This is a genomic window from Pandoraea pnomenusa (assembly GCF_040391475.1).
In the GTDB taxonomy this organism is placed as follows: domain Bacteria; phylum Pseudomonadota; class Gammaproteobacteria; order Burkholderiales; family Burkholderiaceae; genus Pandoraea; species Pandoraea pnomenusa_C.
The window spans coordinates 177,150-197,175 of sequence record NZ_JBEBXS010000002.1 but is presented as its reverse complement, the minus strand read 5'-3'; the positions used below and the strand labels follow the sequence as shown (position 1 = coordinate 197,175).

Genomic DNA, 20,026 nt, shown 5'->3' with positions numbered 1-20,026 from the left:
GCGCATCGCCGCGCCGGATTTTGCCGCATGTCTAAAGCCTCCAAAGCCTCATCGTCTTCCGGAACGCCGCTCCCGATCCGGGGACGGATGTACCTGCTGCTCGCGCTGTGCCTGGCCGCCATGATCGCCGTAGGCGTCATCGTGCATCGCGAAGTCGACGCGTCGCAGCAGCGAGCCATTGCCGCCGAACGCTCGCAGATCGAGCATCTGAGCGTGCTCGAAGAACTCAACGACTATATTTCCGACTTCCGCACCGTCGAATCGGAAGCGCTCGCCCCGATGTCCCCCAAGGCGCTCGCGGATATCCGCACCGCTGCCGACGAGTTCGACACCAAGATCAGGGCCGCCTCCGAGCGCTACCAAAAGGTCCTCACCCACGACGAATTCCGTCTCGCCTTCTCGAAATTTCTCTCGCAGTGGGCGCAGTACCGGCGCACATCGAATCAGGTGTTCCAGCTTGCACAGAGCGGCAAGCTGAACGATGCGGCGAAGCTCTATCGCGGCGACTCGAACAACAAGTACACGCAGGCGAACAGTACGTTCGGCTCACTGGTATTTCGCAGCACCGAGGCGCTGATCAAGGAAGTCGAGGCCAAGAACGCCACCGCCCGCAACCGTCTGCTGCAGATCGACGCGCTGATCGCCGTCATGATCGTTGTCACGCTGCTGTGCCTGATCTACGTGGACACGGTGATCCTCAAGCCCCTTACGCGACTGATCCGCATGTCGGGCAACGCCGTATCGGGCAAGGAGAAGCTTCGCCTGCCGTGGCTCTCGCGCGGCGACGAGATCGGCACGCTGTCGCGCTCGCTGGCCAAGTTCCAGGAAAGCACGTCGTCGCTCGTGCGCAACCAGAAGCTCGCCACCGCGAAGAACACGATCCTGCAACGGGCGCTGGCCAACGAAGAGCGGCTCAATAACTTCCAGAAGACGTTCCGCTCGATGGCCACGCATGAGTTCCGCACCCTGCTCAGCGTGATCGACGGGCATGCGCAGCGTCTGCTCAGCCCGCGCAACGAGGAAGCCGATTCGCGTCCGCGATATACGAAGATCCGCGAAGCCGTGGCCAAGCTCAACAGCCTGATCCAGAACTGGCTGGACGCCGCGCAAAGCGCTTCGCTCGACGATCCCAAGTTCGGCAAGCGCACCGAGCTGTCGCTCGTTGCCCTGCTCGAAGACGTGCGTGGCGTCGGGTCCGACATGTTCCCGAACGCGACGATCACGGTGCAGGCGCCGCCCGGTCTGGACAGTCGCATGATCGGCGACAGCAACGTGCTGTTCCACGCGTTCATCAACCTCGTGAGCAATGCCACCAAGTACACGATGGCGCAGCCCGCCATCGATATCGGCGTGGCGGATGCGGGCGAGGCATTGCGCGTCGTATTGCGTGACAACGGCACCGGCATCCCGGAAGAGGAGCTCAAGGAGATCTTCCAGATGTCGTTCCGCTCGCGCAGCAACGCGGTGCTCGAAGACGGCTCGGGCGTGGGGCTCGCGGTGGTGTACGCCGCCATCGAGTTCCATAAGGGCACCATCGACGTGACCAGCCAGGTCGGTGTTGGCACCACCTTCACGATCACGCTGCCGAAGGCACCCGAGACGAGCGTGCCCGACGCCTGATGTGTCGCCCCCGCGACATGACAAAAGGCCGGCAAATGCCGGCCTTTTGATTTGGTGCGTCTGTTTGTGCCGCCTGACGCTCAGGCTGGCGAACTGGCGTTCGTCCCGACATCCGATGCGTTGCCCGCCCCGCCCAGCGCCTTGTAGAGGGTCATGCGGTTATTCAGACGGTTCAGTCGCACCAGGGCTTCGGCTGCCTGTGAGTCGCGCAGAGAGCGTTGCTGCAACAGCCATGGCTGGATGTCGATGGCGCCAGCGAGATAGCGCGATCGCTGCAACGCCTCGGCTCGCTGCGCCTGCGTGAGCGACAGCACCCGCTGCTCGCTCTCGCGAGTGAGCTGATCGCGCGCCGAGAGCGCGTTCTCGACCTCGCTCAATGCCGTGAACAGGCTCTTGCGGAAGTTGACGACGTTCTCCTCGTACTGCGACTTCGACACCTTGATCTGCAATTGCATCGTGTTCCACTGGATGAATGGCAGGGCCAGCCCCGCCCCCAGCGAAGCCACCGGATTCATCAGCACCCGCTCGAGCGAATTACTCGCCGTACCCAGCGAACCGGTAAGCGTGAGCGTCGGATAGAAGCTGGTGCGCGTGATATCCACGTTCCCCAGCGACTCGCGCAGGCGCAATTCCAGCGCGCGCAAGTCCGGGCGACGTCCCAGCAATTCCGCCGGCAACCCCGCCGGCACGGCAGGCAACGCCTGCGTGGGCAACGTGGACGGCTCGGGCGCCACTTGCTCGGGCGGCCGATCGAAGAGGATCGCCAGCGCGTTGCGATTCTCGGTGCGTTGCTGCAATTGCTGCGTGAGCGTGGCGCGCTGGTCCGCCAGCGACTGTTCGGCCTGCGCCACGTCGAGCGCCGAGACAGCGCCGGCGCCGTAGCGCGAGCGCGCCAGCGCCACCACGCGCTCGGCGTAGGCGATGTTGCTCTCCGAGTACGCGATGATCTGGTTCAGATACCCGAGGGTCCAGTAGTACTGCGCGGTCTGGCCGATGATGTACAGACGCGTCGCCTGAAGATCGGCTTCCGTCGCCTCGTACTCCCATTGCGCAACATCGCGCTGGGCGGCGAGCTTGCCCCACAGGTCGAGCTCGTAATTGGCGCTGGCCGACAGGGCACTGTTGCGGCTCATCGTGTGCGTGTCGAGCGTGCGCTTCACGCCGCCCGAGCCCTGGACCGTTACGCTCGGCGTCAGGTTGGTATCGGCCAGCCCCGCCTGCAACTGAGCGCGGTAGACGCGAATACCGGCCACCGCCAGATCGGGGTTCGCAGCGAGCACATCGGCGATGAGCCGGTCGAGCACGGGGTCGCCGAACGCGCGCCAGAAGTCGGGCGCAATCACGGCGGCCGCGCGAGCCGGCGCGGCTGTCGTCGCCTGCGCATCGGCACCGCTTGTCCATTGCGCCGGCACCGGCACGGCCGGCAGCGGATCGTGGCGCACACCGGCACAACCGGCGAGCAACGCGGCCGCGCTGGCGAGCGCCAGCACCGTGCGAGTCAGGGACTGCGGGGTCGAAATGCGCATCGCAGGGGCCATCGGAACAGTTCGGGTCATTCGGCAATACCTCAATCGCGTGCCAGCGCTTCAACCGGATCCAGCCGCGCGGCATTGCGCGCAGGCATGAAGCCGAACACCACCCCGATGAGCGTCGAGCACAGGAATGCCGTGACGACCGACCCCATCGAGAACACCATCTTCCATTTTTCGGCGAACAACGAGAACAGGAAGCTCGCGCCGAACGACAGCGCAATACCGATCGCGCCGCCCATCAGGCACACCATCACCGCCTCGACCAGGAATTGCTGCATGATGTCGCTCTGACGCGCGCCGACCGCCATGCGGATACCGATCTCGCGCGTGCGCTCGGTCACCGACACGATCATGATGTTCATCACGCCGATGCCGCCCACGACCAGCGAGATCACGGCAATCAGCGAGAGCAGCAACGTGAGCGACTGGCTGGTCTTCTCGACCGTCTTCACGATGCTGTCCATGTTGTAGGTGAAGAAGTCCTTGCGCCCGTGGCGCTGCGTCATGAGCGTTTCCAGGCTCTTTTCTGCGGCCTTGCTCGGTTGACCGTCACGCACGCGCACGGTAATGCTGTCGACGTTGCGCTGACCGAACAGTCGCCCCGCCGCCGTGGTGTACGGCACCCAGATGTTCAGGCTCTTCATGTCGCCGAATGCGCTCTTCTTCTCGGCCGTCACGCCGATCACCACGCACGGCAGGTTGCCCACGAAGATCACTTCGCCGAGCGGGTTCGGGTTCGACCCGAACAGCTTGCGTCGCGTGTTCTCGTCGATGACCGCGACCTGCGCCTGGCGTCGCACTTCGTCTGCACCGAAAGCAATACCCTGCGCGATCTTCAGCCCGCGCACCTGGAAGTAGTGCTCGCCCACGCCGGTCACCATCGCGCTGGCGTCGACGTTGCGGTACCGCAGCAGCAGGCTGCGCGCCGTTTCCGGCGTGGCGCTGTCCACATAGACCTGCTCGCTCAATGCCAGCACGTCTTCCGGCACAAGGGTCTGGATGGTCGTGGCACGGTTGTCGCCCCAGTCCTTGCCCGGATAGATGTTGATCGTGTTCGTACCGATGCTGCCGATCTCCGCCAGCATGTAACGCTTTGCGCCCTCGCCGATGGCCACGATCGACACCACGGAGGTAATGCCGATGATGATGCCGAGCATCGTCAGGAACGTGCGCAGCCGGTGCGAGACCAAGGCGATCCAGGCCATGCGGAACGCTTCGGCAAACCGGTCGAAGCCGCTGCGCCAGCGACGCGGCGGGATCGCGCCGCCATGACTGGCTTCGGTGGCCGCCGGGTCCGGATGGCGCGACGCCGCTGCGGCGGCCGAGGCGTGCTCGGCCGGCGTTTCCTCGACATCGTCCGCCGGGGCCGTGTCCGGTGCCACCGCGACCGGCGTGTTCGTGCGGTCGGCCACGATCTCGCCGTCGCGAATCTCGATGATGCGGCGAGCGTGGGCGGCAACGTTCTCGTCGTGGGTCACGATGATGACCGTGTGCCCCAGCGCGTTGAGCTCCTTCAGGATGCGGATGACTTCCTTGCCGCTGCGGGTATCCAGTGCCCCGGTCGGCTCGTCGGCAAGAATCACTTCGCCGCCGTTCATCAGCGCGCGCGCGATACTCACGCGCTGCTGCTGGCCGCCCGACAGCTGGTTGGGACGATGTTCCGTACGATCGGCCAGCCCGAGCCGCTGGAGCAGCATGACCGAACGCGCACGGCGTGCCGCGTGCGGCGTACCGGTGTAGACGGACGGCATCTCCACGTTCGACGCGGCGTCGAGGTGCGGCAACAGGTGATAGCGCTGGAAGATGAAACCGAAGTGTTCGCGGCGCAGTTGGGCCAGCGCGTCGGCATCCAGATCGCGGGTTTCGCGGCCCGCCACGCGGTAGCTGCCCTCACTCGGGTGATCGAGACACCCGAGAATGTTCATCAGCGTGGATTTTCCCGAACCGGACGCCCCCATGATGGCGACGATCTCGCCGGCCGCGATGCTCAGATGCACATCGCGCAGCACGACGACGTCGCGATCCCCGGCGGGGAACCGGCGGGTGATGCCCGTCAGTTCCAGCATCGGATGCGGTGCGGGGCCGGTGGCGGAAGGGTCGATGTGGCTCGACATGCTCGACGTCCTTTGTTCCCAGGATTGGTGATCGGGCGCGATCATGCCTGACCGGCGTTGGCCGGCTTGTCCGAATTGTCGGACTTGCCGGACTTGTCGGAGGCATCGGACTTGTCTGCCGTATCGGTCACCGGCGCACCGTCGCTCGCCTCGCCGATCACGACGCGCTCGCCGACCGACAGGCCTTCGCGCACTTCGACACGCACGTTGTTGTTCAGCCCCGTCACGACCTGGCGCGTCGTGGCCTTGCCGTCGTCGCCCAGTACCCGCACTTCGTAGCGGTTTGCCTCGACACGCTTGCCCAGCGCCGCCACCGGCACGCTCAACGCCTGCTTCGCCGTGCCGAGCAGCACGTTGACCTGCGCGGTCATCGAAATACGCAGACGATGATCGGGGTTCGGCACGTCGAACAACGCGTTGTAGAACACGGCCGTGTTATTGCGCGTGGCGCCACCGCCGATCGTACTTTGCGTGTCGAGGAAGTTCTGCGGCGCCGGTTCGATGGCGCGCAGCTTGCCGTAGTAGCGCTTGTCGGGATCGCCGAGGATCGTGAAATAGGCGGTCTGCCCCGGCTCGACGCGAATCACGTCGGCCTCGGAGACCTGTGCCTTGACCGTGATGGTGCCCAGATCGGCCAGCTTCAGGATCACCGGCGCCTGCTGCTGCGCAACCACGGTCTGACCTTCCTGCGTGACGATGGCGACGACTTCCCCGTCGATCGGGGCCTCGATTCGTGTATAGCCGACACTCGCGCGGGCCGATTCGATCTGCACGCGTGCCTTGCGGATCTGTGCGTCCAGGCCGAGCAGCGTGGCACGTTGCGTGTCCAGCGTGGCTTGCGCCGCTTCGAAATCCTGACGCGACGTCGATTCGTCGGGCAGCATCTGACGCTGGCGTGCGAAGGCCAGTTCAGCCTGCTTGAGTTGCGCCTGTGCGGTGCGCTTCTGCGCCTGCAGGTTCTGCTCGTCGGCTTCGGCCGAACGCAGGCCGTTCTGCGCGAGCACCGGGTCGAGCTGCGCGAGCCATTGCCCCTTCTTGACCGTATCGCCGAGCTTGACCTTGAGCGACTTCAACTGACCGGTGACCTGCGCGCCGACATCCACCTGCTGGAACGCGCCCAGCGTACCGGTGGCCAGGACGGTGTTTTCGAGGTCGCTGCGCTCGACTTTGGCACTGATGTACTGCGGCGGCTTCGGCGTCGCGAGACTACGCAGGCCGAGCACCACGAGAATGACGAGCACAACGAGGCTGGCGACAAGATAGCGTCGGCGGCGAATGAACTGGATCATGGAACGAAGTGGGCGATCAAAAAGGCACGTCGAAAGAAACGCTGCGCCGATCCGTTGCCGCAGACTGGCCGGTCGGTCTGCCAATGAAGCAGGCCGGCCCGATCACCGCTTCGGGGTACGGTTCGGAGCACAAAAAGTTGAGAGTTTAAGGGGTTTGGCGACTTTGCAGACGATCCGCCAGCACGCGCGCACCAAAGACAGTCCGCCAACGACGACGACAAACAGGCTGTGAACCTGGAAAAGCGTGCGCATTACAGGGGCCGGATACGCAGAAAGCTGGCGATCAGGCCCGCGATGACCTTGGGGAACAGACCGGGAACGTAGCGCATGAAGGACTCCTCGATGTTGTGGGAAAACGACTCGCGGGAGCGGCTGGATGACCGGCTTCATGCCGCGTCGTTTCGTTGAAAGCAGTGTCTCATCGGCCGTTGGCACTGAAAACTTGTACAAATCACAGTGCGGCGTACGCCCCGAATGGCCCGATCCCGGGGAAAATCGTACGAAGTGATATATTCCCCCGGCATTCGAAGGGACATTATGAAAACTGAGATCTTCTACGCGCTGTACCTGATCGCCATCGTGACCGAGGCGATGTCGGGCGCGATTCTGGGGATGCAGCGCGGCATGGACCGATTCGGCCTGGCCTTCGTCGGCATGGTGACGGCGCTCGGCGGCGGCACGATTCGCGACGTGCTGTTCGGCCGCCATCCGCTCGTCTGGATCGCGCACCCGGAGTACTTGCTGCTCACGCTCGGCGCGGCCACGCTCACGTCGATCGTGGCCCGTCACATTCACCGGCTGCGCATGACATTCATCACGGTCGACGCCATCGGATTGGCGGCTTTCACGATTCTGGGCTGCGACATCGGCATGACGGTGAGCACGAGTCCGGTGATCGTAGTGCTCTCGGGCGTGCTCACGGGCATTGGTGGCGGGATGCTGCGCGATCTGCTGTGCGGACAGGTGCCGCTGGTGCTGCGCCGTGAGATGTATGCGAGCGTGGCGTGCATCGCGGGCGCGATGTACGTGGCCATGCTTTACTGGGGCGTATCGAACGGCATCGCGACGACCGTCTGTTTCGTCGCGGGCTTCGTCATCCGGATGCTGGCGGTGTGGTTCGGCTGGCGCTTCCGTACTTTCGAAAACGAGACCCCGGCAGAACCGATGCACTGATACACGCGCCGGAGGTTTTTCGGCCTCCGGCGCCTTTTCAACACGGCGGGCACACGCTCGCCGCTCCCGCCCATTCCATCGTCGTCAACGATCCGCGCGCAACTGTGCGCGCTCGGCGGGCGTCAGCAACGACACCGTACCGGGGCTCAGATCGCCGCCGTGCCCCACGATCTGCACGCGATTGCGTCGGTCGTAGGTGCCGGTCTGCGCGGCCCCCTGCACGCTGCCGTCTTCCTGCGCACCGCCCGGTGCCGCACCCTGCCCGCCCGTGCCGCTCATCGTACTGAGCATGCGCACCGTGAAGATCGACGACTGGCCCTGACGCTGCGACACACGCTCACGCGCCATGGCGTCCTGCGCGGCACTGGCGGCTTGCGCGGCCGTGGCGCTCGCGTTGGTCAGCGCCCCCACGTTCACCGCCGCGATCACCGGCAGGCCCGTCGACTTCCCCTGCACCTGCACGTTGGCGGCATTGACCACCGCCAGCGCCGCGAAGTTGACGTTGCCCGACACCCGGATACCGGCCTCACCCGCGTCGATGGTCCCCAGCGGCGCGACCAGATCGACATCGCCCGGCTTGACCTCAGGAATCGGGTTGAGCGTGGCGATCCCCGCACCCGAACTCGGCACATTCGGCGAGAGTGTCACGTTGCCCCACGCGTCGTACACGCGCTTGGGCGGCGTATAGAGCACGGTGGTCTTTGCGCCGCGCCCCGCGTTGATATCGCCTTCGGCCGACCAGCCCTGAATCGCGCCGCCGAATGTCGTCATCACGCGCGACAGGCCCAGCAGAATACTGCCCTCGCTGTAGATCCGAATCGCGCCTTCGCCCTGCGTCAACAGACCGGCCGGTACGGTAGCCGTCGAGGTGGAAGGCGTTACCCCCTCCACGCCAAGCGTGGTCTGTCCCGCCGGGACGAGCAGTTCGATGTCGCCGCCGGAGACGGTTCGGATACCGCCGTTCGTCGAAGCGCCCTGGAACATCGTCAGGCCGCCGCTGCGGACGATGGGCTGTCCGGTCGCATCCGTCTGCGGGAAGAGCGTGGCAATGGCCTCCCGACCGCGCAGGTAACTGCCGAAGCGCTTGCCGCTTTCGTCGTTGTACTCGCGGCCCGAGGCCAGCAACTCGGCGTAGTAGACGTCGCGCACGAACACGCGCTGTTGCGCCGGCGGAAGCGCGAGGAACCAGGCGAGCGCTGCCGCGCCGCCATCGCCCGTGTAGCCGAAACGCGAGCGCAGCCAGTCGAGCAGTTCGGTGTCGTAGGTCTTCGCTACCTTGCCGGTCTGCCCGGCGAGCGGGTGCGATGCGTCTGCCAGATTTGACGGATCGAAGTAGCGGCGGGCGAACCCCGTGACGTCTGTCTGCCCGACGCCGGGCGCGCCTGCGCCCAACCCCGCCTGCACGACAATGTCGGCGCCCGCACGCTTGTCGCCTGGAATCAGCGGGCCCAGGCTCGTGAAGTTGGCGAAGTTGCCGAGATAAATGTCACCGCCCGCCGAAACTTCGAAGGTGCCCGGTCCGGTCACCGTGAACCCGTAGCCGTTGGCGCCGTTGTAGAAGATGTTGCCACCCGCCGCCAGCATCGAAACATCGGAGGCGCTCGTCTGGTTGACGAGACCGCTGGTATTGACGATGTCACCGCCTGCGATCATCTGCACGGGCTTGGACGCCCAGTAGTAGGTGGCATTGCCCGCGGGCGTGTAGAACGTGCGGATCTGCCCGATGTTCAGACTCTGGATGTCGCCGTTGACCGCATAGATGCGCGAGATCGGACTGTTGCCGTCGGCGCTCGTGTCGGTCAGGGTGTTCGGGCCGAAGACGAAAAGGCCGCCGCCTCGCCCCGTGTATCGCTGTGACTGCGAGTTGAAAACTGTGTCGTAGATCGTCTCGAACGAATTGCTGTCGAAGGACGTGCCCCCGTTCCAATAGTTGGACGCGCTGGCCGTCTGCCAGCCCGGGCGGCCCGGCGTGGCGATCGAGGACAACGACGTGCCCAGCAGCCCGAATGCGGACGCCGCATTGCTCGGATTGTTCCGGCTAACGCCAGACACGCTGCCGCTCGCGAGGAGCTGCAAGCGCCCGTCCGGCGAGGGCATCAGATAATCGACGTATTGGCGTGGCGCCAGATAGATACTGCCGCCAGCGGCCGTCACATCGAGGATCGGCGGAAGGTACACCGACCAGCTGTACTCCGGTGTCGCGGTGCCCAGCGGCGAGGCATTGCCGCCCGCCGAGAAAAGCGAAAGCGCCGTATCGTTTTGCCAGAGCGTGAACCAACTGGCCGCATTCGTGGCCACGCCATTGAGCGTTGTCCGCGTCTGCACGCGCTCTTCCGCGCGTCCAGGGTCGACCACGCGCCCCATCACCAGATCGCCCAGCGCCTGCAACGTCACGGAACCGTCGCCGGGCGCCACGTTGGCGCCGTCGCGACCCAGCGCCGAATACGGCTTGTGACTGCTCAGTCCGCGCGGGTCCTCCTGTAGCGCCACACCGTAGTCGCGCAGTTGCATGGCGCCGATATTGCCGTCGGCCGACACGGTCGTATTCCCGCGAATGTCGCTGTACATGCCACCGAAGATGTTGCCGCCCGCACTCACGTTCAGCGCGCCGCCACCGGTCTGGAGAATGCCCCCGTCCGTCACGCGCCCCGAGCCGCCGACCGCCACCACGATGTTGCGCTTGTTGGTCGTGTCGTCCGTGCCGATATTGCCGCCCGCCCGAACGTTGACGGCGCCGCCGCCCAGCGCGCCCATGCCAGAGAACGCCGCCAACCCGAGTATCGAGCCACCGTCGAGCGCATAGGTGCCGAAGTTGATCGCCCACCCGGTCGGTTGATTCAACGCGGCGCCGCCCTGACGCCACACCCAGTTCCCGACCATCTCCGAATTGGGCTCCTGCCAGCCGAGGATGTCGCCGCCTGCCGAAAGCGTGAAGTTGCCGCCATCCTGCGTGTACCACATGCGTTGTGCATTGAGCGTGGCCTCATAGGCCGCGCGCGACTTCACGACATTACCAAGGTAAGTACCGTCCGCCGCGAGCGCACGCGGCGCGTTCCATGCCGTGCCCGCGCCGGTACCGGCCACCGACGTACCTGCGGTGTAGACGCCGAACGGCGAGAGTTGCTGATAGTCACCTGCGGCGTAGAGATCGAGATCGCCGGTGCCGGTACGCACCACGCTGATGCCCGCGCCCGGATTGCCGGCGCCCTTGCCCAGGACGTTGATCGTGAACGGATCATTGAGCACGATATTGCCGCTCTGCGTCGCGCCGAGCACGGCGCGCGAGTCCGCGCTCGTGAGATCGCCGCCGCCGACCAGTCGCATCGACCACGACTGCATGCCCGGATCGAGCATCGGCGCGATGGCCCAGATGGGACGATCCCCGACCTGTGCACTGCCCGTCGATACATAGGTGCCGGTCGGCAACGTGCTGCCTTGTGCCAGATCCAGCGGATCGGTCAGCGTGTAGTTCTTGATCGGCGCGATCGACACGTTGGCAGGCCAGACCATCGCCGCCACCTTCATGATGTAGGCGCCCGTGTCGCTGAACTGAATGGCATTCATGCCCGCCTTGAGGATCGTGCCCGGCGGCAACAGCAAGTTGTTGACGGTCGTGCCGGTGATGCCCACCAGACTGCTGGTGTTCGTACCGGCCGGAATCAGGTATCCGCCTACGCCGACCACGGTACCGTTCTTCATCGTGTAGCCCTGCGGCAGGATGATGTCGGCCGTCGTCACCACGCCCGACTTGAGCCGGTTGCCTGAGATCGGCGAGCCCGCGAGTACCACATCGATGGGCAGCAGGTCGGTACTCGAAAGATAAAGCTGCGTGTTCGTTGCGACGTTGAGGTTGAAGTTGAGCGTGCCCGTGGCGGGCAGCTTCGTGCCCACGCCGAGTGTCATACCTCCCGCGGCCACCGTGTACGGGCCGGCGAGCGTCACGGCCGAGAGCACCGTCTGGTAGATTGCGCCGTCCGGTGAGGAAACGGGAAGCCCGAATCCGTCGGTGACGCTGCCGTTGATCTTCAAATCCCCGCCAGCGCGCAGCACCAGCACCCCCGGCTCGCCGGAGCCGCGCACGCCAGCCACGACACCACTGCCGTAGCGATACGCCGAGAGGTCAAGATCGCCCTTCGTGTTGATGTCGCCCGCGCTGGAGATTTCCACGCCCGGGCGCAAGTGGAAGACGTTCCCGTATGACGCCAGACCGGCAAGACGCGACTGTAACGCGGCGTTGTTTGCGGCGTTGTCCATGAACTGGCGGCTGCGTGCGTCGATCTGTGCGAGACCCACGACACCGTCCGGTCCGACGGGAGCCCCCGAGACGTCGCCGTTGTCCTGCGTGACCGTGCCGTTGGCGTCGCCCGGCGAGTATTTCCAGAAGCCATTCACGGCCACGCTGCGTGCGCCGCGAATGTCGGGCTGCGCCGATGCGTCGATACGAATGTCGCCGCCCGTTTCGCTCGTGCGCGGCGCGTTGATATCGATCTGGCCACGGGCAACGCCGTCCGGCGAGCGCATGTCGAATCGCGCCCCGCCTGCGAGTCGCACCGTACCGGCAGTCGCGCTCAGGGCAATGCTGCCGCGATTCGATGCATCGACGCTGGCGCCATAGCTGTCGGTGACCAGCGTACTCGCGCGGGTGTCGAGCACGGCGGTGCCCGCAAGCATCAGATCGCCCATCGCCGAAAGGATGATCGTGCCGGGGGTCGTGCCCGTCGCATCGATCGTGCCGGTCACGGCGAGATTGCCGTTGTCCGTCGAGATGCTCACGCTCCCGGCGCGCACGCCGTCGCCCACCGTGAGGTCGCCCTGACGCACGCGGAAGCTGCGCGCAGCGAGGAAACCGCTATCCGTCAACGTCTGATTGAGCGTCGAGAATCGGTCGTTCGTCAGGCTCCCGACGTCGAGCACGAACTGGCCGCTCGCCTGCCCCGCGCCGCCGGTGCCCGCCAGCGTGGCGTCGACGAACACTTGTCCCTTCGGTGCGCTCAGGCTCAACGAACCGGCCGCTGCGTGTCGGGCCGAGACGTCGATGAGCGCACCGTTCTGCAGGTTGATGTCGCCGTTCGCGCTCGCGAGGAGCACCTTTCCGCCCCAGCTCGGCTGCGTCACGTCGAAGAACGTCGTGTCGCGCCCCGCAAGATCCAGATGGGCCGCCGGGCCGATGATCAATGCGCCGTCGGTATCGACAGAGAACTTGCCGCTCGGCAAGGCCACGGCCGTGTCAAGAAACAGGCTGCCGCCCTTGAATGCCAGCGTCGCACCGAGATCGTGAAGGGCGTCGGTGGCCGCCGGGCTGACGCCAGGCAGTGTGGCGAGCGAAATGGCGCCGCCAGCGTTGTAGCCCATGGACGAGCCGGCCTTGCCGGTGACGAGCGGTGTGACGATCGTCAGATCACCGCCGCTGCGCGAACCGTCGGCCGCCTGCGTGCCGCCGATGGTCAGGGTGCCGAGATGGTTCGCCGTCACCTGCTCGGAGGCCTGCAGCGTCACGCCCGAGAAGCCGAGCGCCAGCCGGTCGAGCGGTGTCTGGCTCTGAGGCTGCGTGAGGTCGTCGTATCCGAACTCGATGGTCTTCGCATTGACGACGAGCTTTCCCGTACCGGTGCCGGGCCCACCCGCGATTACGCCTGCGGGTGCCAGCGACGCATAAGGATTGTCCGAGGTGCCCGCACCCGTCGAGATGCCATTCCAGAGGAAGTGCGCGGTCGACAGACGCACGACATCGGTGGTGCTGCCCAGTCCGTAGAACGCCGGTGAGTTGAACACCATCTGCACCGGGGAATCGCCGGTGTCGAGCGTGGCCGAGCCGAAGAAGTTGAACGCGCCGCCCGCCGTGAGGGTCAGGCGCTCGAGCGGCGGCAGTCCGGAGGCCGTCGTTGGACGCAGCAGCTTGTCCAGCACGTTCTGCGTGAGCTGCCAGCCGGCAGGCAGCACACCCGCATTGCGTGCGGCCGTCATCGCGGCCGTGTCACCGATGTTGATCTGGTTTTGCGAGACCGTCAGGTAACGCGCCCCGAGATTGACGTCGCCCAGCGTGAGGCCGCCCGGCGCCGCGAAGGCGATGGTACCCGGCGTGAGCAGCGACACGCCGTCGCCCACGCTGACCGTGCCCATGCCGTCAGACGGCAGCAGATCGAACCAGCCGTTGCCGACCGCCAGCAGCGCCGGATGATAGATGAGGTTCTGCCCCGCCAGCAGCCCCGTCGCGTAGACGTAACCGTAACGCGAGTCGATGACGTTGTCGCCAAAGCCTCGCGTATCGAGGCTGGCCCCGTTCTCCACGTTGATCGCCTCGCCCACGAGGAAAAGTTGCCCCGCGTGCACGTTGGCACCGCTGCGTACCGTCACGCCGTTGTGACTCCACCCGTCGTTACCGAAGTACAGACGCGCACTGTCGCCCTGCGATCCGTTGCCATCGAAGTACGCCCAGATGCCGCCCAAACCGAGCGACGGCGCGGCAAATGCGTTCAGATCGCGATCGATGAGCGATGCCATGCCGGGCGTGGCTGTCGTGCCCGGCGCCCGCACTTCGATCACCGACGTGCCCGCCATGACCACCATCGCACCGTCGACACCGGTCACTTCCGGCGTTGTCGCGCCATCGAAGCGTGCTGTGCCGCTGAAGCTCAGCGCCTCGTCCGCCGTGGTCGACGGCATGAACGTCACGTTCAGGATCTTGCCGTCTTCCGGCAGACGCGAGCGCACGTAGCCGAACTGCTTCGCCTGGGCGAGCAGGAATTCGCTCATTGATGTTTCGTTGAACTGCGAGAGCTTGCGAATCGTCGAGCCCGGGGTCACGATCACGCGCGTCAACTGGTTGTCGCGTTGCCCTGTGCCTGCGGTGCTCTGCACGCCGGTCGTCGTCCAGGAGCCGTCGCCCGTCGACACGACGCCAACGTTCGCGCCGTTGGCGCTCTGACGCAGCGCCAGGGCACCGCCCAGTTCCACGCGGAACGCGCCCGGCATCAGCGCGAAACTCGACGGCATCAGTGTGTAAGTCCCTGCGGGCAGGCCGGGCACGCCTTCGCCGATCGTGATCTGCTTGCCGATGGCCGGATCACCCGCCCCCTTGTCAAGGATCACCGGCGCGTATTGGCTCTTGTAACCCGGCACGATCGCATAGACCTGATCGCCGGCCTTGCTGTAGAGGTTCGCTGCCGGGTTCGCGTTGACGAGCGGCGTCTTCAGCACGTTGACCGATCCGCCGCGCCCCGAGACAAAGCCCTCGCCGTGCAACGTGCCGCCGCCCGAGAGATCGAGCACCGCGCCGGACTCGCCTACGAGATGCGCCGCGCCGATGTTGATGCCGGTCACGAGCATGAGCCGGTCGGGCGATTTCACCCCGCTCGAATCGCCGCGAATGACGAAGGTATCGCCAAGGTAATACTGTGTGGCGTAGCGTCCGCCTGCGTTCAGGCCGCTGTAGGTCACACCATCGGTGGTACCGCCATAGGGAATCTCGAGGCCGGCCGCACTGACCGACGTGAGGCTGCCGTTGCGCAGGATCACGACGGGATTCGACTGCGTGGGCACCAGACTGCCGCTCTGCGAGAACAGCACCACCTGATTCCAGTCGGTACCGAGGTTGCCGCCGGTCGTGTTCAGCGACACGGTACCCAACGGTGCCTGCACGACGCCGCCCTGATCGACCGTGCCGCCCATCAGGATCAACTGACCGTACACGGAGTACGGCACGTCTGACGTGGCGCTGCCGTTCGAGCGAATCGTCAGGCGACTGTCCGGCGCGATACCGGTCGAGCGGTCGCCCGCAATGACTGCCGCATAGGCCGACGACACCGGGTAGATCCGCGCGGCCGTGAGATTGATGTTGCCCTGCGCATTCAGGCCGCCGTTAAGCCGGATGTCGCCGGTGCTCACGAGCGACAGGTCGGCAAAGCCGTCCTGCGCGACGTTCGTTTGCGGGGCCGTGACGCCGCCCACGGTGCCGATCCCTTCCCACGCCGTTGCGCCGGAAACGACCTTTCCTGCCACATCGATCAGATTGCCCGAGAACGTCAGCGCGCTATGACCTGCCGATGCCTGCCCGCCACCGACGTTGTAGATGCCGGGCGCGTAAGTGCTGAGGTCGATGATGGACGGGGCATCCCACGAGCCGCCGTCCAGTCGGAGATAGGGCGCGGCGATGCGCACCTGTGCATCCGGCGTGAGTGTCGACACCGTGAGCAGGCCGCCCTTGAGATTGACGCTGCCCGCCAGCGACAAATCGAGGTCACCCTGGAAGACGAAGCGATCGTGCGTGGAGAGCACGAGGTTGTCGAAGCCGCCGTCGTGAAGCTTGTTCACGCCGATGATGGCCTTGCCGTGTTGTAACGGACTGGCCGACGCATCGGGCGACGGCGCGTCCTGCACGAGGGTAATGTCGTTCAGCGTGGCGAACTGTGCGGGTAGCGACCCGGCGTTCACATAGGCTCGGGTGTCGAAGTAGACGCCGAGCGTGCCTCCCGTCGCCCCCACGCCTGACGCACCGGCGGCGGCGCGTAACGTACCATCCAGCGCGAAACCGCTGTTCGAGTGCAGGGTGATGCTGCCACCGTTGCCAGCGAGCGTCGTCGTATCGGGGGTGACGAGCGCGGCGGTCCCCGCCGTGCGATCCACGACGGCCGACGCACCGGACGCGTCGAGCACGGCGCCGGGCCTGACGACGAGATAGGCGTCGCTCGGGTTCACGGTGATGCTGCCGCCGTCGGGTGCCACGCCATACGCGCGGCCGAGCGTGTCGTAGGCGACATAGGCGCGCGCTGCGGCATCGAGCCGTGCATCCTCGCCGATCCACACGGAACGCGTCGCGTCGTTGACGTAGCCACCTGCGTTCTGCCCCGTCGCGGCGAGCGCGATGCTGCCGCCCCAGGCGTTGAGCGCGCCGTCGACCGTCAGTTGCCCCTGGCTGTTCAAGGTGATCGATTGCTTCGGATCGACGCTGACAGTCGCCCCGTGGCCGATCGTCAGCGGGACATTGCCGTTCGATCCGCCGTAGCCGGCGATCAACGACAGGCTCGCGCCCGCGCGTTGTGTCAGCGTCGCCGTCAGCGGGTTCTCCAGGTAGCGCGGAGGCGTCCATACCGAGAGCACGCCGGAAGGATCGCTGCCGATGCTCACGTTGCGCGCCAGATCGGGATCGGCACGCAAGATCGGCATGATCACATCGAGCAACGTGTTGTCGGCGACTGTCAGACCGTCGTGCGCATTCACGATGTAGTTCGAGAAGCCGCGCTGGAATGTCGCCGGATCGAGCGACACCTGCGGCGTCGAGGCGCCCGCAACACCGTTGGCGTTCTGACCGATGGTGACGGTACCCGCCGTGCCGATCTTGAACGTGCCGCCACCGGTCAGCCCGTAGCCGCGCGCATCGCCCAGCCAGGTAAGACGGCCCGTTGTGGCAACGTCGTTCACGCTGTGTCCGGCATCGAGGGTCACATCGCCGCCCGCGCCACCGTCGACGGTGCCGTTCGCGCGCATGACCGCGCCGGACGACACGTCGAACATCGCGCCCACCCCCACGCTCACGTCTCCGGTGCTGATCAATGCGATGTCGCCGCCCCCCACGAACGGCAGCGCCGCGGTGCGGTTGCCGTCGAGCGTGAGATTGCTCCATAAGCCCGTGGTATCGAAGCGCACATCCTCCGCCACAGTCACGCTCGCCCGGCTGGCAGGTGCGGCACTGTTCAGCACGCCCTCATACCGGACACCCGTATCGCCAACGCTCGCGATCACATTGCCCAATGCAATCGCGCCGCCATGCGCGGTCAACCCCGCATTGACGTCGATCTGCGGTGCATACAGCGCGATCGTGCCGCCGGAAGCCACGCTCAGCGCGCCATCGACACGCAGCGATTCGCTGGCTGCCGCCCGGATCGCACCGAGACCGAACAGGCTGACATAGCGGCTGTCGACGTACAACGTGTTGGTCGCGTTGCCGGTATTGCCCGGCCCGGTCGCACTGCTGCCCGCAGCGGGGGCATCGCCGGTGAAGACGATGGTATTCGCCACCGGCGACAGGTTGTAGAAGACGCCCGTGAGACCATTCGACGGCGTCCAGTTCGCGCTCGAGAGGTAATTGCCGAGCACGAGCTCTGCCCCGCGGGCCGCAGCCTGTTGCGCCTGCGCATAGCCGTCGCCGATCGTCGCGTCGCTCGCCTTGACCTGCGACGGCCCCTGATAGGTTGCGGCCACAACGTCGCCCGCCAACGACGCTGTGGGGGTCGAAACGATCAGACGTCCCGCATCGCGTCCGACCGTGTAGCCGTTCTGCAAGACGCGCGTCGGGGCGATCAGCGGACTGGCATAGGATTCCTTGGCCGTGGTGCCCCAGCGCGGGTGATCGACCTCGAAGCCGCTGTATACGCCCGTGTAGGAGGTGCCCGCCGGCGCCGAGTTGGCGTTATAGAGCTGTCCGTCGGCCCCCTTTAGCCACGTCTGATTCAGGTAGCCGGTCTGCACGTTGAGCGAACCGCCCGACACGTTGATCACTGACCCGGCCTCCGTGATCGCGTTGCTGCCCCCAAGCGTGACCGTGCCGCCCTGCGCGGACCACTCGCCGATTCCGTGACCGATATTGTCGAGATACCCGCCAACCTCCAGCAGGCCGCCCGCCGTGTAGTAGCGATCCGTGGTGTACCCGCCGGTGCCCGCTGCCGCGTGCAGCAACCGGCGGCGGTCGATCCAGATGTTCGTGTTGTTCAGTACGCCCTGGTCGCGATTGGTCGGCGCGTCGCGTTGCTCGTTACCTTGCACGTTCACCTTGACGTTATTGCTGTCCATCGACAGCGATACGCCGACGGCGCCGGAAACATCGAGTTGTGCACGCGTCGCCACAAGACTGCGGCCTGCGGCGCTCACGGCGATCTGCCCGCCGGTGGCAAGCGTGAGCGAATCGCTCTGGAAGTCCACGTTACCGCCCGTCACGATCTCGACACGCGACTGATCGCGGCGATCGTCCAGACGAGAGAGATTGTCGAACAGTCCTACCGGGTTCTGACGACGGATATAGTCCTGCGCAGCCGAGTCCTTGATCATGGCGCTGCGCTGGCTGTCGAGCGCGGTAGCGCCGTTGTCGCTGATCAACACCGACGTGAGCGCGCCGTTGCCCAGCGTCACCTTGCCCAGCGTGTCGCTTGCGGAGTTCAGCAAGTGGATCGTGCCGCGCGTATTGACGGTCGTCGTCGAGACGACGACGCCGAGTTGCTGCACATCGCGCCCGGCGACCGTGATGTCGCCTTCCGGCGCCATCAACAGGCCCGTGTTGACGACTTTGCCCGCAGTACTCTGTGCGGCGAACTGCGGCGAGATCTCATTGCCGCGCGTGGTGGATGGCGTGTTCGCATCCGTACCGTAGCCCTTGCGAATCACGAAGCTGTCGCCCGATGCCAACGCCACCTGCCCCTGCGGCGTGACGATGGTGCCTGCGTTACTCACTTCCTTGCCGAGCATCAGCACATAGCCGCCACCTTGCGTCACAGAGGTCGGCGTCCGCGTCGTGATGTTCGCCCCCGGCTGCACTTCGACTTTGCCAAGCGCATCGGTGAAGCTTGGCGTGGTGCCGTTCGCGCCATACAGACCACCGGTCTGAAACTGTGCATCGCTCATCTTTGCGGCGGCGACCACCAGATTGCGCGTATCGACCTGGCTCGTTCCGCCGAAGATCACACCATTCCGATTCAGAACGAGGACCGTGCCGTCGCCGTGAATCTGCCCTTGAATCTGGCTCGGACGCGCCTGCGGATCGTTCACACGGTTGAGCACCGCCCAGTTGCTTTGCTGCGCGAAATTTACCGACGTATTGCGCCCGACGTTGAACGTCTCCCAGTTCAGGATGGCCTTGTCGGCGGTCTGTTGGACGTTGACGTTGGTCTTGCCGTTGACGGTGCTTTGCGTCGGCGCTTGCGCGTTGATCCAGCCTTTGGTGAGGCTGTTGGTGTCGACCTTCAGGCCGCCTTCCGCAAGGCCATCGGGAATCGTGGCATCGCTATTCGCTGCTGCGGTGCGCGCATTCGCTTGGGCAGCTTGCATCGCGGCGATGCTCTGCGCCGCAGCACTCAGATTGGCAATTGAGCGCTGCAACTGCGCGTTGGCCTGCTGCTGCTGCGCGGACGGGTCCATGAGCGAGGTCACCGGCATGCCGTTCGGCAGGCGTCCCGTCTGCGAGGCCGTGGCCTGCGCCGCGCCACGCGCAGCAAACCACGCGCTGCTGAAGGCTTGCTGGGCGTGTGCGGAGTTCCACAGGCTACCGCTGGCCAGTACCACGGCAACGGCCTGCATGATGGGAGAGACAGAG

At 65.6% G+C, this 20,026-nt stretch carries 6 protein-coding genes; 2 read left to right on the top strand and 4 right to left on the bottom strand.

Features of this window, described 5'->3' with window-relative positions; translation table 11 throughout:
* The first annotated feature begins 27 nt into the window (after positions 1-27).
* Positions 28-1,620, top strand: a complete 1,593-nt coding sequence (locus ABWO90_RS03505; protein WP_353189810.1) for a sensor histidine kinase — start codon at positions 28-30, stop codon at positions 1,618-1,620.
* A gap of 80 nt (positions 1,621-1,700) precedes the next feature.
* Here the strand turns inward: ABWO90_RS03505 and ABWO90_RS03500 are convergent, their stop codons facing one another.
* Genes ABWO90_RS03500 through macA form a run of 3 tightly spaced genes read right to left on the bottom strand, consistent with a single transcriptional unit; the run spans position 1,701 to position 6,555 of the window.
* A complete protein-coding gene (locus ABWO90_RS03500; RefSeq protein WP_353189931.1) occupies positions 1,701-3,146 on the bottom strand; it encodes an efflux transporter outer membrane subunit in 1,446 nt (481 codons plus the stop codon).
* A gap of 41 nt (positions 3,147-3,187) precedes the next feature.
* Positions 3,188-5,266 carry a MacB family efflux pump subunit gene (locus tag ABWO90_RS03495; protein ID WP_353189809.1) on the bottom strand — a complete coding sequence of 693 codons (2,079 nt, stop codon included), beginning with the start codon at positions 5,264-5,266 and terminating at the stop codon, positions 3,188-3,190.
* Positions 5,267-5,307: 41 nt separating this feature from the next.
* Complete coding sequence (gene macA / locus ABWO90_RS03490) at positions 5,308-6,555, bottom strand: macrolide transporter subunit MacA (RefSeq protein WP_353189808.1); 1,248 nt, start codon at positions 6,553-6,555, stop codon at positions 5,308-5,310.
* Between the two features lie 537 nt (positions 6,556-7,092).
* Here macA and ABWO90_RS03485 point away from each other — a divergent pair.
* Positions 7,093-7,728, top strand: a complete 636-nt coding sequence (locus ABWO90_RS03485; protein ID WP_353189807.1) for a trimeric intracellular cation channel family protein — start codon at positions 7,093-7,095, stop codon at positions 7,726-7,728.
* Positions 7,729-7,812: 84 nt separating this feature from the next.
* On the opposite strand, the gene ABWO90_RS03480 is transcribed toward ABWO90_RS03485, so the two are convergent.
* Positions 7,813-20,010, bottom strand: a complete 12,198-nt coding sequence (locus tag ABWO90_RS03480) for a filamentous hemagglutinin family protein (protein ID WP_353189806.1) — start codon at positions 20,008-20,010, stop codon at positions 7,813-7,815.
* Between the last annotated feature and the right edge of the window lie 16 nt (positions 20,011-20,026).

Coding starts and splice junctions, on each gene's coding strand:
- macA (WP_353189808.1), bottom strand. CDS start 6,555: ATGATCCAGTTCATTCGCCGCCGACGCTATCTTGTCGCCAGCCTCGTT.
- ABWO90_RS03505 (WP_353189810.1), top strand. CDS start 28: ATGTCTAAAGCCTCCAAAGCCTCATCGTCTTCCGGAACGCCGCTCCCG.
- ABWO90_RS03495 (WP_353189809.1), bottom strand. CDS start 5,266: ATGTCGAGCCACATCGACCCTTCCGCCACCGGCCCCGCACCGCATCCG.
- ABWO90_RS03480 (WP_353189806.1), bottom strand. CDS start 20,010: ATGCAGGCCGTTGCCGTGGTACTGGCCAGCGGTAGCCTGTGGAACTCC.
- ABWO90_RS03500 (WP_353189931.1), bottom strand. CDS start 3,146: ATGCGCATTTCGACCCCGCAGTCCCTGACTCGCACGGTGCTGGCGCTC.
- ABWO90_RS03485 (WP_353189807.1), top strand. CDS start 7,093: ATGAAAACTGAGATCTTCTACGCGCTGTACCTGATCGCCATCGTGACC.